Origin of the sequence: Micromonospora sp. NBC_00858 (assembly GCF_045207365.1) — a bacterium.
GTDB lineage: Bacteria > Actinomycetota > Actinomycetes > Mycobacteriales > Micromonosporaceae > Micromonospora.
In genome coordinates this window covers 4,187,722-4,203,431 of record NZ_CP108828.1, presented here as the reverse complement: position 1 = coordinate 4,203,431, position 15,710 = coordinate 4,187,722, and the positions used below count along the sequence as shown (strand labels likewise).

The window sequence follows — 15,710 nt, the reverse complement described above, 5'->3', positions numbered from 1 at the left end:
GGCCGGTGGGCGGTGCCGTGGTGGGCCTTGATCGGCCCCTGCGGTCCGCGTGGCAAGCCCTGGGTCGGGGTGTGGACGGTCGGTGGTCGAGGAGATGAGCGACTCGCCGCCGTTGGCTGGCCGGTTACTGCCTGTGTATCACCGGTGACCGCTTGGCGTCCACCTGGTGTCACGTCGCATATCCGCAGGTCAGAGCCCTTTTTGGGGGGCGGCGGCCCGGCTTGTGCGCTGCGGGCCGGGAGAAGGGGTCGGTGGGCCGGCCACCATGGCGCTCAGTGACGGCGAGTGTCGGAAATCTTACTTGCCGTGACGTGGCGGCCGGCCCGCTGGATCGGTTAGCGGGCGAGCAGGGCGCGCAGTGCCCGGACCACCTCGGCCGGTGCCTCCTCCGCCATGAAGTGCCCGCAGGTGACCGTCCGGTGCTCCAGATCCGGCGCCCAGGCCCGCCACACCCCGGCCGCGTCGTAGCCGAGCGCCGCGCCCCAGTCCTGTTGCAGCACGGTCACCGGCATCCGCAGCTGGTTACCTGCTGCCCGGTCGGCGGTGTCGTGGGCGACGTCGACACCGGCGGACGCCCGGTAGTCGGCGACGATCGAGGTGACCGCGGCCCGGGACGCGCTCAGATACGCGGCCCGCACGTCCGCCGGCAACGCCTCCGGATCGCGGGTCCAGATGTCCAGGAAGTGGCCGAAGAAGGCGTCCGGGCTGCCAGCGATCAGCTCCTCGGGCAGGCCGGGCGGCTGCGCCATCAGGTACAGGTGGAAGGCGACCGAGGCGCTGGCGCCGTGCAGCACGTCCCACATGTCCAGGGTGGGCAGCACGTCGAGCATGGCGAGCTGGGTGATCGCCTCCGGGTGGTCGAGGCCGGCGCGGAACGCGACCAGGGCACCCCGGTCGTGCCCGGCCAGCGCGAAGCGCTCGTGGCCGAGCGCGGCGGCCAGCGCCACGATGTCGTCGCCCATGGTGCGCTTGGCGTACACGTTGCCGTCGGTGTCGACCGGCTTGTCACTCTCGCCGTAGCCGCGCAGGTCGGGGCAGATGACCGTGTGGTCGGCGGCCAGGTCGGCCGCAACGTGCCGCCACATGAGGTGGGTCTGCGGAAAGCCGTGCAGCAGCACGATCGCGGGCCCGGAGCCGCCCACGGCGACGTTGAGCGTCACGCCATCGGCGACGGTGACGCGTCGGTAGTCGAATCCGTTGATTCTGGGATTCACGGGGGAACACCTTCCTGATGAGCGGGGCCGGCGCGGGTGGTGGCCCGTCGCCGCCGTACGTCGTCGAGCCTGCTCGGTGGTGATCAGCAGCCGGTCAGCGTCCGATCAGTGCCGGCGGCTGCGGCCGGCCGCGTGCACCTGCCTAGATTGGTGCCATGACCAGGCAGCCGACGGCACCCGTGGCGGTGACCTTCGGCGTGCTGGGACCGGTGACCGCCGCGGCCGAGCGTGGCCCGGTCCCGCTCAGGGGGCCCCGGCAGCGCACGGTGCTGGCCCGGCTGCTGATCGCCCGGGGCCGGGTGGTGCCGGTGGACCGTCTGGTCGAGGACCTGTGGGAGGTCCCTCCGGAGGGCGCGGTGGGCGCGATCCGGACCTTCGTCGCCGACCTGCGCCGGGCACTGGAGCCCGACCGGCCGCCCCGGCAGCCGCCCCGGCTCCTGGTCACCGAGCCACCGGGGTACGTGCTGCGGGCCGCCCCGGAGGCGGTGGACGCCGAACGGTTCGAGGCTGCGGTCGGCGAGGCGGGCCGGCTGCTGGCGGCGGGACGTCCCGCCCCGGCCCTGGCCGCGCTGGACGAGGCGCTCGGGCTCTGGCGCGGGCCCGCGTACGCCGACTGCGCGGGCGAGGTCTGGGCGGTCGCGGAGATCAACCGGCTGGACGAGCTGCGGCTGCTCGCCGTCGAGCGGCGAGCGGAGGCGCTGTTGGCGTTGGGCCGGCCGGACGAGGCCGCCGCCGACCTGCCGGCCCACCTCGCCAGCCACCCGCTCCGCGAGGACGCCTGGCGGTTGCTCGCGACCGCCCGGTACCGCTCCGGACGGCAGGGCGAGGCGTTGGCCGCGCTGCGCCAGGCCCGGGACGTCCTGGTGACCGAGCTGGGTGTCGACCCGGGGCCCGAGCTGCGGCGGCTGGAAGCCGACATCCTCGCGCAGGCGCCACACCTCACCCTGCCGGTTGAGCCGGCCGCCGCGGTCGCCACCCTGATCGCACCGGAGCTGACCGGACCCGTCGGACCGGGCGGGCCGGCGCCGGTGGAGAAGCGACCGTTCGTCGGCCGTGACGCGGAGCTGGACCGGCTGCGGCGGGCCGCCGGGGCTGCCGCCCGGGATGTCCGACCCACCCTCGCCCTGCTCAGCGGGGACCCGGGCGCCGGCAAGACGGCGCTGGCCGAGACGCTGACCCGGCGGCTCGCCGCCGAGGGCTGGACCACGGCGTGGGGTCGCAGCCCGGAGTACGAGGGCGCCCCGGCCGCCTGGCCGTGGACGCAGATCACCGACGCGCTCGCCGGGTTGTCCGACTCCGTTGTGGCCGCCGGGACCGAGGGCGCGGGCGATCCCGCCGTGGCCCGTTTCCGCCGGCACCGCGCGGTGGCGGCGCTGGTCTCGGCGGTCGCCGACCGGGGGCCCGTGCTGCTGGTCCTCGACGACCTGCACCGCGCCGACGGGGACACCCTGGATCTGCTGACGGCGCTGCTCAGCGGTCCGCAGCCGGCCACCGGGCCGGTGCTGCTCCTCGGCACCTACCGGGCCACCGAGATCAGCCCGGCGCTCACCGCGACCCTGGCCCGGGCGGCCGGGCTGGAGCCGGTCCGGGAGTACCTCGCCGGCCTGCCCGAGCCGGCCACCGGCGAGCTGGCACGCACCGTTGCCGGGGTGGAGCTGGACTCGCCCACCGTGCGGCTGATCCACCACCGAAGCGGCGGCAACCCGTTCTTCGTCCGGGAGCTGGCCCAGCTGTACGCCACCGAGGGTGGCGCGGCGCTGGCGGCGGTGCCACCGGGGGTGCGCGACGTCATCCGGCACCGGCTGGCGCAGCTACCCGCGCCGACCCGGACCGTGCTGCGGCAGGCAGCCGTCCTCGGCCGGGACGTCGACCCCGAGGTGCTCGGCACGCTGGCCGACGACCCCACGACGCTGCTGGACGCCGTGGACCGCGCGTTGCGGGCCGGCTTCCTCACCGAGCAGGACCCCGACGGGCGGCTGCGCTTCACCCACATCCTGGTCCGCGACACGCTCTACGCCGACCTGTCCGCGCCGCGCCGCGCGGCCTGGCACACGGCCGTCGCCGAGGCGTTGCGACAACGGCAGCCCACCGACCCCGCCGCGCTCGCACACCACCTGCTGCGCGCCGGTGGACCGGTCGCCGCTGGCCGCGCTGCGGTCTATGCCCGCACCGCCGCCGAGCAGGCGGAACGGGGCGGTAACCCGCATGAGGCGGCCCGCCTGTGGGGGCAGGCGATCGACGCGTACGACCGTTCCGGCGGGACCGACCGGCGCGAGCGGCTGAGCGCGGTGCTCGGCCTGGGGCGCGCGCTGGCCGTGACGGGCCGGCTGGCCGAGGCGCGGCGGCGGCGAGCCGAGGCGATCGACGACGCGGAGGCCGTCGGCGACCCCCGGCTGATCGGGGAGGTGCTGGCCGGCTTCGACGTACCCGCCATCTGGACCCGCAACGACGACGACCTCCTCTCCGGGCGGATCGTCCGGGCCGCCGAGCACGCCCTGGCCGCACTCGGCGTGCAGGACTCGGCGCAGCGTAGCCGGCTGCTGAGCACCCTCGCGCTGGAGCTGCGCGGCACCACCACCGACCGTGGTCGCCGGGCGGCGGACGAAGCCGAGTCCATCGCGTGCGCCATCGGAGACCCCGGGCTGCTGGCGTTCGCGCTCAACGCCCGCTTCATGCACGCCTTCCACATGGTCGGCATGGCCGGTGAGCGGGCCCGGATCGGTGCCGACCTGGTCGACCTGGCCGCCCGGCACCAACTGGTGACCTTCGAGGTGCTGGGCCACCTCGTCCGGGTGCAGGCCGGCTGCGCGCTGGCCGACCGGGCGGGCGCCGACCTGCACGCCCGCGCCGCCGACCGCCTCGCCCAGCGGTACGAACTACCGCTGGTCGGCCTCTTCACCCGCTGGTACGCCGCGCTGCGACTGGCGCTGGACGGCGAATCGGCCGCGGCGGCGGACGCGTACCGGGCGGCTGCCGACCGGCTGCCCGCCGACGGCATGCCGGGCCTGACCCGTGGGCTGCTCCCGCTCGCCCTGCTCGGCCTGCGCCTGGCTGACGCCGTCGGGGACGACCGGCCGATTCCCGCGCCGGACCGGAACGACCGGCCGATCCCCGGGTCCGACGGCGAGGACTGGGCGGGCATGGACTGGGGCCCGCACGAGCCGTATGTTCGACCGCTGCTGCTGCTCAGCGCCGGCGACCGGGACGCCGCCGGAGCGGCCCTGCGGGCCCTCCCGGACGGGCCGCACGACCTGCTGCGGGAGGCGCGGCTCTGCGTCACCGCCCGGGCGGCGCTCGCCCTGGACGACCGGGCCACGATGAAGCGCGTCGCCGCCGAGCTCCGACCGGCCGCCGACGAACTGGCCGCCGGTAGCGGTGTGCTCACCGTCGGCCCGGTGGCCGGACACCTCGCCGACCTGGCCGCCGCCCTGGGCCGCGACGAAGAGGCGGCCGGTTACCGCCGTGCCGCCCGGGCGGTCACCGCCCGCGCCCGCGCCTGACCGCCGGCGGTGGCGTGACCCCGCCCCGGCGACTTGCCGGTTTCCCCCCGAACCGGGCGGCACGGTGCGGTCAGATGGAACCACCGGCGCGGCCATCGTCGGCCATGGACCGAGGGGGTACGCCGTGGAGGTGCTCGTCCTGATCGTGGTGCTGGGCGTCACCGTCCTGATCGGCACCACGCTCGGCGGCCGGTACAGCGTCGCGCCGCCGGTCCTGCTCATCGCGTTCGGGGTGCTGATCGGGCTGGCGCCACCGCTGTCCAACCTCACCCTGGAACCGGAGCTGGTGCTGCTGATCTTCCTCCCGGCGATCCTCTACCGGGAGAGCCTCACCATCAGCCTGCGCGAGATCCGGGCCAACCTCCCGGTGATCGGGCTGCTCGCCGTGGTGCTGGTCGTGCTCACCATGGTCACGGTCTCGCTGACCGCGCAGGCGTTCGGGGTGAACCCCGCCGCCGCCTGGGTGCTCGGCGCGGTCCTCGCGCCGACCGACGCCGCCGCGGTCACCGGGCTGGCCAAGCGGCTGCCCCGGAAGCTCCTCACCACCCTGCACGCGGAAAGCCTGATCAACGACGGCACCGCACTGGTGCTCTTCGCGGTGACCGTTGGCCTGCTCGCCGGGAGCGCGGCGCCGGGCGCGGTCGGCATCGGCGGGGAGTTCCTCGGGGCCAGTGCCGGGGGAGTGATCGCGGGGCTGCTGGTGGGCGGCGTTGTGGTGCTGATCCGCAAGCGGCTCGACGATCCGCTGCGCGAGGGCGCGTTGAGCGTGCTGACCCCGTTCGCCGCGTTCCTGCTCGCCGACGCGGTGCACGCCAGTGGCGTGCTGGCGGTGGTGGTCGCCGGCCTGGTCCTGGCCTACGCCGGCCCGCGGGTGATCCGCGCTCGGTCCCGGGTGCTGGCGTACGCGTTCTGGGACCTGTCCACGTTCCTGATCAACGGTGGGCTGTTCGTCCTGCTCGGCACGCAGATCCCCCGGGCGGTGAAGGGCATCACCAGCACCTCGCCGGGGCGGGCGCTGGTCATCGTGCTGGTGGTCACCGTGGTCGTCCTCGTCACCCGGCTGCTCTTCGTCTACGTGACGGCGGAGTCGGTGAAGTTGCTGGACCGCCGAGTAGTGAGCATGAGCCAGGGGCGGGGCAGTTGGCGGGTGGGCACCGTCGCCGGCTGGTCCGGCTTCCGGGGTGCCGTCTCGCTCGCCGCCGCCCTGGCGGTCCCGGCGACGACGGTCACCGGTCGACCGGTGGCCGAACGTGACTTGATCATCTTTGTCACCGCGCTGGTGATCGTGCTGATCATGCTCGTTCAGGGCACCACCCTGCCGCTGGTGGTGCGCTGGGCGGGGCTGGTCGGCGACCCCGAGCGCGTCGACGAGTTGCGGCAGGCCCGACAGCGGGCCACGGAGGTGGGTTTGGCCGCGCTGCCGCAGGTCGCCGCCGATATCGGAGCCGGGGAGGAAGCGGTACGCCGGCTGCAATCCGAGTACCAACGGCACCTGGATGACGTCAGCGAGGGCGTTGGTACGTCCGAGGAACGCCGCCTGGAACGCGACCTGCGCCTCGGCGTCCTCGAACACAAGCGGCGGGAGGTTACCCGGTTGCGCGACAGCCGGGAGATCGACGACCTCGTGCTGCGCGACCTCCAGGCCGCGCTGGACAATGAGGAGATCCGGCTGCTGGGTCGCGGGCCCAACGAGTGACCTCGCCCGGCTGACCCTCGGGTGCCGACGGCCATGCGGGACGAACCGGAGCGGAGGCCTTGCCGCCGCACACCTCCACGGGGCCGACCGACGGATTGGTGACAATGGCCAGCCCCTGTGGAGGGCACCCGACCGCCCCGCCGCCGGGTACGGTGGGGCGAGTCGGCGTCGGTCGATGCGCTGGGTTCGCGAGGGGGTGCCCGTGACCACCGGAGCGACAGAGGCCGACCTGCGGGTGGTCACCGAACGGGCGTTCCTCGACGAGCTGACCTCGGTCACCCGCGAGCGCGGCGCCACGGAGTTCCTGTATCTGATGGCGCAGGGCGACGGCGTGATCGGGGTGCAGTGGGAGCAGCCCGGCATCGACCATCTGCGCCGCTATCGGGTGCGCGATTCCGGCGGCCCGGCCTGCCCGCACTGCGCGATCCTGGCCGCGGTGCTGGCGCTGGCGCCGGTGCTGCCGCTGGACGTGTTGCGGACCATGCGCGCCCGGCCGCAGTACGAGACGGTGTTACGCACCGGTCGGCTGCCACACCTGGCGTTCGCCCGGCCGGTGCGGCAACCCGGGACGAGTTGGCTCGGTGACTGCCACGCGGTGCCCGGCGACCCGCATACCGAGGCCGACTGCGCGACCCACGCCGTGCCCGCGCCGAGCGGCGACCTGCTGGACCTGCGCCTCGGGACGCTGCCCCGGGCGGTGCGCGAGCTGTACCCGCACGACGGTGCCGCGACCGCGGATCTTCAGCAGCGGCTGCAGATCGCCCGGGACTGGCGGGCCGACGCGCAGGCCGTGGCGAGCGGGATCCGCGAGGCGGAGGCGACCTGGGCGTTCCTGCGCAACTCCTGCATGCTCGGCGTGCCGGTGCCCGGCGCTGCCGGCCTCGTCCTCACCCTTGCGCCGGACCGGGCCCCGGACGACCGCCCGCTGGCCGAGCTGCACACGGCGGCGGTGCGCGCCCTGCCCGCCGGGGGTCCGCCGTTGGCCTACCAGTACCAGGAGCGGGCCTGCCTGGTGCCGGAGCCGGGCACCGGGGCGCAACGGATGCCGTCGTACGGCGGTGCGGTGGACCTGACCGGTGCGGCGCCGGTGCGTACGCTGCGGTTGCCGGCGCCCCGCCGGCCGCTGAGCACCACCGGTCGGGGTGTGCTGCTGCTGTACGAGGCCCGGCACGCGATGGGCCGGCACCACGCGAGCGCGCCGGAGCGCGACAGTGCGTACTGGGAGTCCGAGGCGGCGTTGAACGTCTTCGAGTTCACCCTGCTGGAACGGGTCGCCGGCCGGCCCTACCAGGACGCGGTGGCCGCGTACCTGCAGGCCCTGCGCCGGGAGGGCGACCTGCTCGCCCGCCCGCACAAGGTGCTCGACCGGCGCCGACGCAAGGCCCTGTCGGCGGCGTTCGGTGGGTTGGACGACGAGGAGCTGCACCTGTGGGCGTCGGTCGCCTACCGCAACGCCATCCTGGTGCTGCTCGGCGACCTGCAGGCGTTCGCCGCGCACCTGCGGCGGCAGGCCGGCTGACGTCGATCGGGGCCAGGTCGGGCGGGCCGTCGTCGGCGCGGGCTCAGAGCACCTGAGCGAGGAACCGGCGCAGCCGGGGATGCTCGGCCCGCTCGAAGATCGCCTCCGGCGGGCCGGCCTCCAGCACCACGCCCCGGTCCATGAAGGCGACGGTGTCGGCGACCTGCCGGGCGAAGCCCATCTCGTGCGTGACCACGACCATGGTCATGCCCCCGGCGGACAGGTCGGCCATCACCCCGAGCACCCCCTTGACCAGCTCCGGGTCGAGCGCCGAGGTGGCCTCGTCGAAGAGCATCACCTCGGGCCGCAGCGCCAGCGCCCGGGCGATCGCCACCCGCTGCTGCTGACCGCCGGAGAGCTGCGCCGGCCGTGAGTCGGCCTTGCCGGCCAGCCCCACCAGCTCCAGCTGTGCCCGGGCGACCGCCACCGCCTCGTCCTCGTCGAGCTTGCGCAGCCGACGCAGCGCCAGGGTGACGTTGCGCAGCACGCTCATGTGCGGGAAGAGGTTGAACTGTTGGAAGACCATGCCCACCCGCTGCCGCAGCGCGTCCGGGTCGTCGCGCAGCACGCTGCGCCCGTCCAGCAGCACGTCGCCGCGGTCCGGCTCGATCAGCCGGTTGATCGTCCGCAGCAGGGTGGACTTGCCCGACCCGGACGGGCCGATCACGCAGGCCGTCGCGCCGCGTGGCACGGCCAGGTCGACGCCGCGCAGCACCCGGTTCGGTCCGAAGGCGAGGTGCACGTCGCTTACGTCGAGGCTGACCGAGGTGGTCGTGCCGGTGGTCATCGCCGGTCCCCTTCGGTCGTGCCGGCCAGCGCCGACTCGGTGTCGTCCTCGTCATCGTCGGCCGGCGCGGTGGCCGGCCGGCCGTGGCGCAGCCGCCGGTCGATCCAGTTGACCACGTGCGTCAGCGGCACGGTCAACGCCAGGTAGAAGAGCCCGGCCAGCAGCAGCGCGGACTCGTTGCCGGTGGTGGCCGCGTAGTCCTGCCCGATCCGGAACAGCTCCCGCTGGCTGGCCACCAGTCCGAGGAAGTAGACCAGGCTGGAGTCCTTGATCAGCGCGATGAGCTGGTTCACCCAGGCGGGCAGCACCCGCCGGATGCCCTGCGGAATGATCACCAGCCGCATCGAGTCGGCCCAGGAGAAGCCGAGCGCCCGGGCGCCCTCCAGTTGGGCGGCCTCCACCGACTGGATGCCGGAGCGGAAGATCTCCCCGATGTACGCCGCCGCGATCAGCGACAGCGCCAGGATGCCCAGCGGGTACGGGTCGGGTCCCCAGATCTCCATGCCCAGCGGCGCCAGCCCGACGCCGATCAGGAGGATCGTCGCCGCGGCCGGCAGCCCCCGGAACACGTCGGTGTAGACCCGCGCCGGCCAGCGCAGCCACCGGGTACGGGAGATGCCGGCGACGGCCAGCAGCAGGCCCAGCACCGAGCCGAGCAGGGCGGCGGAGACCGCCAGGATCAGCGTGTTGGGCAACCCGACAGTCAGCATCTCGGGTAGCGCCTCGCGCATCGCGTCCCAGTCGAAGAAGGTCTCCCACAGGGTGCTCAACGGATCCATTGGTCGCCTCTCCTACCGCCCCGCTCGCTCGTCACCGGGTAGGCCTCAGGACGCGGTCGACGCGGCCGCCGACGCCGACGGCACGGTCACCGTGCCGCTGCCCGGCCGGAAGTCCTCCGGAACTGGCCGGCCCGGGTAGTAGTGCGCCTGCAACCGGCTCCAGGTGCCGTCCGCGATCACCTCGTCGAGGCCCTTGTTCAGCGCCTCGCGGAGCTTGTCGCTGCCCTTGGCGACCGCGTACGCGGTCGGTGCCGGGCTGAGCTGCTTGGCCGCCACGGTGATCTTGCCGTTGCTGTCGGCGGCCGACTTCTCGCCGATCTCCGCCGGGGCGATCCACGCGTCGGCGGTGCCCGCCTTGAGCTGGTTGATCGCGCCGTTGTAGTCCGGCACCCGGACCGGGTCGAGCTGCTTGCCGGTGGCGTAGTCGTCCTGGACGGTGCCCTGGACCACCACGACCCGCTTGCCGGCGAGCTGGTCGAAGCTGGTGATCGGCGAGCCAGCCGGGACGTCCAGGCCGAAGTAGCCGAAGTCGTAGCCGTTGCCGAAGTCGACCGTCTTCTTCCGCGCCTCGGTGATGGTGATCGAGGAGCTGCCGACGTCGAACTTGCGGTTGTTCACCTGGGAGAGCAGCGCGGAGAAGTCGGTGCCGACGAACTCGACCTTCAGGCCGAGCTTGCCGGCCACCGCCGCCAGCAGGTCGTTGTCGAACCCGGTGAACTTGCCGTCCTTGAGGTACACGTTCGGAGGGGCGTCGGTCAGCGTGCCGGCGCGCAGCACGCCCGGCTGCGACAGGCCGTACGGGTTGGCGGTGGCGTCGGACGACGTGTCGTCGCCGCAGGCGGTCAGCGCGGTGGCGGCCAGGATCGTGGCCGCGCCGAGGGCAGCGGCGCGGGTCAGGGCAGGAAGAATTCGCACGGGTGTCTCCGAAGGTTGCGCAGCGGCGGGCGCAGGCGTGCGCCGCCGACGGTGCGCCCGATGGGCGTACCGCTGGGGTGGGTTCGGGAAAGAGGGGTGCGCTAGTGCGCGGCGCGGCAGCGACAGGCGGCGCTGCATACCCGCATCATGTCCACGTGCCGCCGCCGGGTCAGTGCCGGCGGGAGCCAACCGGCGCGGGAATCCGCGGCGTCGGTCGGTGGGGCGGTGCTGAGGATGCGCATGGTTCTCCCGGGTCTGTGCTGACCTGGGTGCCAGGCCACGCTTGCACCGACGTCTTTGCCGGTGCCTGGTCTTCACCCGGGGCACCCCACCGCGGAGGAGGGTTGCCGGCCAGCGAGCCGGGGCTTCGCGCTGGCGCTCATGACCTGTTCAGAGGCTAGCAGCCGGAACCGGCGGATCGTCCAGCCGCTATGACCACGCTCACCCCCGCGACGGCCACCGGACCGCCGGGTCAACCGGCGTGCACGTGCGGCCGGCGGCTCCGGTCGGGCTCCTGGCGGCGCAGGATCTCGCGGGTGACCGGGGCGATCTCGCCCTGCCCGAAGGCCAGGTAGCGCAGGAGGTTGCCACCCGGGTTGCCCTCGGTCCACTCGAAGTAGATGTGCGGGCGCCGTTGGATCCGGTCGCGGATCTCCAGCAGCAGGGCGGCCAGCGCGCTGGGCACCGCGGAGCTGGCCAGGCTGAGCACCAGGTAGTTGTCGTGCACCACGCTGCCGCGCACCAGCAGCTCGGTCTCGAAGTCGGAAGGGTCGGTGACCGTCACCTCGACGAAGATCACGTCGCTGTCGGCCGGGAAGTCGTTGTCCGCGACGGTCTGGGCCAGCTTGTCGCGGTACTCCGCCGGGTCTCGGCTGGCCGGCTCGTGCGCGATCAGCCGGATCCGGCGCCCGACGCACTCGTCGATCATCCGGGCCGCCTCGGGGTCCAACTCCACCCGTTGGACCCGTAGTTCGAAGGCGCGGTTCAGCCGTGACAGCAGCGAGACCAGGATGATCCCGCCGATGAAGCAGGCCGCGATCTTCACGCCGTCGGGGCGCTCCACCACGTTCGCCGCGGTGGTGTAGACGAAGATCACCGCGATGATGCCGAAGGCGATCGTGCGGCGGCGCTGGCGCCGTCGCCGTGCCGCGAGGGTCACGGCCGTCGCCGCCGAGGTGATCAACACCAGAACCCCGGTGGCGTACGCGCCGCCCTGCGCGTCCACGCTGGCCTCGAAGACCACCGTGATCAGGAAAGCCACCGCGGTGAAGACCAGCACCAGCGGCCGGACCGCCCGGGCCCAGGTCGGTGCCATGCCGTAGCGGGGCAGGTAGCGGGGTACGAGGTTGAGCAGGCCGGCCATCGCCGAGGCGCCCGCGAACCAGAGGATCCCGATGGTGGACAGGTCGTAGGCCGTGCCGAACACCTCGCCGAGGTACTCGTGCGCCAGGTAGGCCAGCGCCCGGCCGTTCGCCGGCCCATCCGGCTGGAACGCCTCGGGCGGGATCAGCACGGTGGTGGTCACGCTGCTGGTGATCAGGAAAACGCTCATGATCGTCGCAGCGGTGGTGAGCAGCCGGCGCGTGCCGCGGATCCGGCCCAGTGGCCGGTCCTCCGTGTCCTGCGGGTCGCCCCGCACGCTCGGCATCACCGCCACCCCGGTCTCGAAGCCGGACAGACCCAGCGCCAGCTTCGGGAAGACCAGCAGGGACAGCCCGACCACCATCCAGGGGTCGCCGTGGCCGGTGGTCAGCGCGGTGGTCCAGTCCCCGACCGCGCTCGGGTGCGTCACCACCTGCCACAGCGCGGCGGCGATCACCACCGCGTTCAGCGCCAGGTAGACCGCGACCAGGACGACGGCGATCCCGATGGCCTCGGTGAAACCCTTGAGGAACACCGCGCCCAGCAGCACCACGAGCAGCAGCGTGAGCAGGACTCTCTGCCCTCTGAGCCCTTCGGGCCAGAACGGGTTCTCGTCGATGTGTGCGGTCGCGTCGGCGGCGGAGAGGGTGATGGTGATGATGAAGTCGGTGGCCACGAAACCGAGTAGCACCAACACCAGCAGCTTGCCCGGCCAGTAGCTCAGCAGGCGTACCAGCATCGCGATCGATCCCTCGCCGTGCGGGCTCTCCACCGCCACCCGCCGATAGATCGGCAGCGCGCCCAGCAGGGTCACCAGCACCAGCACCAGGGTCGCCACCGGCGAGAGCGCCCCGGCGGCCAGTGCCGCGATGCCCGGCTGGTAGCCCAGGGTCGAGAAGTAGTCGACACCGGTCAGGCACATCACCTTCCACCACGGGTGGTGCCGGTGCTCCGGCGGGCGGCCGTGCGGGCCCTGCTGCCGAGGCCGCTCCGAATCGGCGCCGAGCAGCCAGTCCCGCAGCCGGCGGGTCCGCGGGCCGGCGCGCCTGTCGACCTCCATCGGCGCTTCCCCCGTCATCCCGCCCGTGGTCACCGCGAGTATCCGCCCGCCGGCCCTCGCCCGTCCGGCGGTGCGCGGAAACCGCCCCGGCCGGGCAACCGGCGCGTCGGAGGGTTTTGGCGCGCGGGCACGGGGGAAGCAGCGCCTCCCGGCGTCCCTGCCCGACCTGCCCGGGCGGTTCGGGCAGCCGCCGGTTGAGGCGTCCGGGGAGGGGGCGGGTCATGGTCGGTGGCCGTCGGTTCCGCCGGGGCGAGGGCTTCGGCCGCCAGCTCGACGAGCACGAGATCCGCGGCGGCGAGTCGCCGCGCGAGCAGCCGGCCGAGCCAGGTGCTGGCGGTCTGGTGGACAGCGCCGTCTACCTCCAGGGGCACCGCTTCGCGTCGCCGGCCGGGCTCGCCGAGACGTACCGCTGCCTCCAGGAGCAGGACGAGGCGATGGCCTGGATCGGGTTGTACCGGCCCGACATCGACCAGATCACCTCGCTGGCCCGGGAGTTCCGGCTGCATGACCTGGCGGTGGAGGATGCGATCAACGCCCACCAGCGGCCCAAGCTGGAGCGGTACGGGCACACTCTCTTCGTGGTGCTGCGCGCCGCCCGCTACGACGACCTGCGGGAGGAGGTCGAGTTCTCCGAGCTGCACCTGTTCATCGGGCCCGGCTTCGTCGTCACCGTCCGGCACGGCGAGGCACCGGATCTGGCCGCCGTGCGGCGGCGGCTGGAAGCCGACGCGCAGATGCTCGCCCAGGGCCCGGAGGCCGTCCTGTACGCGATCCTCGACCAGGTGGTCGACGGCTACGCGCCGGTGGTGGCCGGGTTGGAGAACGACATCGACGAGATCGAGACCCAGGTCTTCGGCGGCGACCCGAACGCCAGCCGTCGCATCTACGGGCTCAGCCGCGAGGTCATCCAGTTCCAGCGGGCCGCCCGCCCGCTGCTCCACGTGCTCGACGCGCTGGCGGCCGGCGCCGGCAGCTACGGCACCGACGAGGAGCTACGCCGCTATCTGCGCGACGTGACCGACCACCTCACGCAGGTCGTGGAACGGGTCGACGGCTTCCGGCACCTGTTGCAGAACATCCTCACCGTCAACGCCACCCTCGTCTCGCAGCAGCAGAACGAGGAGATGCGCAGCCTCACCGCGGCCAGCTACGCGCAGAACGAGGAGCTGAAGAAGGTCTCGTCCTGGGCGGCGATCCTGTTCGCACCCACGCTCATCGGGACGGTGTACGGGATGAACTTCGTCCACATGCCCGAGTTGCAGTGGCGCTTCGGCTACCTGTTCGCGCTGCTGCTGATGGCGCTGGTCTGCGGCACCCTCTACCTGATCTTCAAGCGGCGCGGCTGGCTGTGACGGTGTGACCGAGGGTCACTCGATGCCGCGCAGGATATGCCGTTCGTCCTCACTGTCGTCATCGCCGGCACCGATCCGGCCGAGCAGCACGGCAGCGGCCCAGATGGTCAGTGGCGTGGCCGCCCCGGTCATGCCGCCGCCGGTCCGGTCGTCCCTGGTCTGGCTCCGCTCCGTCCGCGGTGGCCTGCGCTGAGCCTGCATGGGCACTGCCTCTCCTCGTCGAAGCCGTCCCGGGCAGCGCCGCGTGCGTCCGCGCCACCGGATGGGCCGGCCGCGCGCGGGCGGGAGGCCACCGGAACGACATCCATGTCGAACCATCCCACGCCCAGCCTCGTCAGCACCCCTCGTTTTCAGTTTCCCGACTGCGACCCGCCAAACCGGACATTCCACGCAGGGCTGCGTCTGTCGTGCCCTGGTCGCCTCAGGGCAGCGGGTGGGCGATGTTGCGGGCGTGGTCGGTGAGCGCCGCGCCGACCACGGTCGCGGCCAGCGGCAACACCTCCAGGCAGCGACGCACCGCGGCGGCCATCAGCGCGTTCGGCACCCGCATGGAGAGCGTGCAGTGCGGCACCCAGCGTCCCGGCTGGTAGTGCTCCACCAGGGTGATGCCGGCAGCGGCCAGCCGGTCGTGCACCAGCCGGTGGTGTGCCAGCAGCTCCGGGGTGGGCGTCGGGCCGAGCCAGAGCACCCGGCCGACGAACTGACCGGTGTGCTGGAATTCGAGCCGAAGTGGGGCGGCCACGACCGTGCCGCGCAGCGCCGCGGCGACCTGCTCGGGGTCGAAGCGGGGAGCCACGGCGAGCGAGACGTGCGGGCGGTGGCGCTGCTCCAGCAGCGAGCGCATGCTCTGCACGCCCTCGGCTTCGAGAGCGTCCCAGAGCACCCGGATCCGCCGGGTGGCGTCCGGGTCCAGATACAGCTCCAACGCCGCGACCACTTGATCACCGTAGCGGCCGAGGTTTGGCCGCCGGTTTCGGCGGTACCTGATCGGAAACAGACCAGGAGGCGTGCCCGTGGACGTGAAAGACCTGCTGACCGAGACGTACGACCGGCTGCCCGACCTCGTTCGCGCGGCGGTCGACGGCCTCAGCCCGGAGCAACTGCGCTGGGCGCCCGGCCCTGGTGCCAACCCGATCGGCTGGCTGGTCTGGCACCTGACCAGGATCCAGGACGACCACGTCGCCGACCTGCTCGACGCCGACCAGGTCTGGACGAGCGGCGACTGGGCGAGCCGGTTCGGGCTGGCCGCCGACCCGAACGACACCGGCTACGGCCACTCGCCCGCACAGGTCGCCGCGGTGCGGCCGGAGAGCGCGCAGGCGCTGCTCGACTACTACGAGGCGGTCGCGGCACGGACCGCCCCGTTCCTGGCCCGCCTGCGCCCGGCGGACCTGGACCGCGTGGTGGACGAGGCGTGGGACCCGCCGGTCACCCTCGGCGTCCGGCTGGTCAGCGTCGCCGAGGACGACCTGCAGCACGTCGGCCAGGCCGGGTACGTCCGCGGCCTGCTCGGGGCCGCCTGACCG

General features: G+C 73.4%; 12 protein-coding genes and 1 riboswitch. Of the genes, 5 read left to right on the top strand and 7 right to left on the bottom strand.

Annotation, left to right across the window (positions count from 1 at the left end; translation table 11 throughout):
- Positions 1 to 335: 335 nt before the first annotated feature.
- Entirely contained in the window at positions 336 to 1,214 is an 879-nt protein-coding gene (locus OG990_RS19535) for an alpha/beta fold hydrolase (protein ID WP_406076612.1), read from the bottom strand.
- Between the two features lie 155 nt (positions 1,215 to 1,369).
- Between OG990_RS19535 and OG990_RS19530 the strand changes: the two genes are divergently transcribed.
- The 3 genes from OG990_RS19530 to OG990_RS19520 all read left to right on the top strand — a co-directional run bounded on the left by OG990_RS19530 (position 1,370) and on the right by OG990_RS19520 (position 7,929).
- Positions 1,370 to 4,714, top strand: coding sequence for a BTAD domain-containing putative transcriptional regulator (locus OG990_RS19530; protein ID WP_406076610.1), 3,345 nt, complete (start codon positions 1,370 to 1,372; stop codon positions 4,712 to 4,714).
- 124 nt (positions 4,715 to 4,838) lie between these two features.
- Positions 4,839 to 6,410, top strand: coding sequence for a Na+/H+ antiporter (locus OG990_RS19525; RefSeq protein WP_406076608.1), 1,572 nt, complete (start codon positions 4,839 to 4,841; stop codon positions 6,408 to 6,410).
- A 202-nt stretch (positions 6,411 to 6,612) separates the two neighbouring features.
- Positions 6,613 to 7,929, top strand: coding sequence for a hypothetical protein (locus tag OG990_RS19520; protein ID WP_406076606.1), 1,317 nt, complete (start codon positions 6,613 to 6,615; stop codon positions 7,927 to 7,929).
- Between the two features lie 43 nt (positions 7,930 to 7,972).
- Here the strand turns inward: OG990_RS19520 and OG990_RS19515 are convergent, their stop codons facing one another.
- From OG990_RS19515 to OG990_RS19500, 4 genes are all read right to left on the bottom strand, one after another.
- Entirely contained in the window at positions 7,973 to 8,716 is a 744-nt protein-coding gene (locus tag OG990_RS19515; protein WP_355607464.1) for an amino acid ABC transporter ATP-binding protein, read from the bottom strand.
- Positions 8,713 to 9,495, bottom strand: a complete 783-nt coding sequence (locus OG990_RS19510) for an amino acid ABC transporter permease (protein WP_406076604.1) — start codon at positions 9,493 to 9,495, stop codon at positions 8,713 to 8,715. Before OG990_RS19510 ends, OG990_RS19515 begins: the two co-directional genes overlap by 4 nt.
- Before the next feature lie 45 nt (positions 9,496 to 9,540).
- A complete protein-coding gene (locus tag OG990_RS19505) occupies positions 9,541 to 10,410 on the bottom strand; it encodes an ABC transporter substrate-binding protein (protein WP_406076602.1) in 870 nt (289 codons plus the stop codon).
- Between the two features lie 274 nt (positions 10,411 to 10,684).
- Positions 10,685 to 10,797: riboswitch (SAM riboswitch) on the bottom strand.
- A gap of 85 nt (positions 10,798 to 10,882) precedes the next feature.
- Complete coding sequence (locus OG990_RS19500) at positions 10,883 to 12,832, bottom strand: amino acid transporter (protein WP_406076600.1); 1,950 nt, start codon at positions 12,830 to 12,832, stop codon at positions 10,883 to 10,885.
- Between the two features lie 221 nt (positions 12,833 to 13,053).
- Here OG990_RS19500 and corA point away from each other — a divergent pair, with 221 nt between their 5' ends.
- Positions 13,054 to 14,184, top strand: a complete 1,131-nt coding sequence (gene corA / locus OG990_RS19495; protein ID WP_406076598.1) for a magnesium/cobalt transporter CorA — start codon at positions 13,054 to 13,056, stop codon at positions 14,182 to 14,184.
- Between the two features lie 15 nt (positions 14,185 to 14,199).
- Here the strand turns inward: corA and OG990_RS19490 are convergent, their stop codons facing one another.
- Positions 14,200 to 14,391, bottom strand: a complete 192-nt coding sequence (locus OG990_RS19490) for a hypothetical protein (protein WP_146218288.1) — start codon at positions 14,389 to 14,391, stop codon at positions 14,200 to 14,202.
- A 214-nt stretch (positions 14,392 to 14,605) separates the two neighbouring features.
- Entirely contained in the window at positions 14,606 to 15,121 is a 516-nt protein-coding gene (locus tag OG990_RS19485) for a 2'-5' RNA ligase family protein (RefSeq protein ID WP_328425566.1), read from the bottom strand.
- Positions 15,122 to 15,197: 76 nt separating this feature from the next.
- Here OG990_RS19485 and OG990_RS19480 point away from each other — a divergent pair, with 76 nt between their 5' ends.
- Entirely contained in the window at positions 15,198 to 15,707 is a 510-nt protein-coding gene (locus OG990_RS19480) for a DinB family protein (protein WP_406076595.1), read from the top strand.
- Positions 15,708 to 15,710: the final 3 nt, after the last annotated feature.

Coding starts and splice junctions, on each gene's coding strand:
- OG990_RS19530 (WP_406076610.1), top strand. CDS start 1,370: ATGACCAGGCAGCCGACGGCACCCGTGGCGGTGACCTTCGGCGTGCTG.
- OG990_RS19515 (WP_355607464.1), bottom strand. CDS start 8,716: ATGACCACCGGCACGACCACCTCGGTCAGCCTCGACGTAAGCGACGTG.
- OG990_RS19510 (WP_406076604.1), bottom strand. CDS start 9,495: ATGGATCCGTTGAGCACCCTGTGGGAGACCTTCTTCGACTGGGACGCG.
- OG990_RS19500 (WP_406076600.1), bottom strand. CDS start 12,832: ATGGAGGTCGACAGGCGCGCCGGCCCGCGGACCCGCCGGCTGCGGGAC.
- corA (WP_406076598.1), top strand. CDS start 13,054: ATGGTCGGTGGCCGTCGGTTCCGCCGGGGCGAGGGCTTCGGCCGCCAG.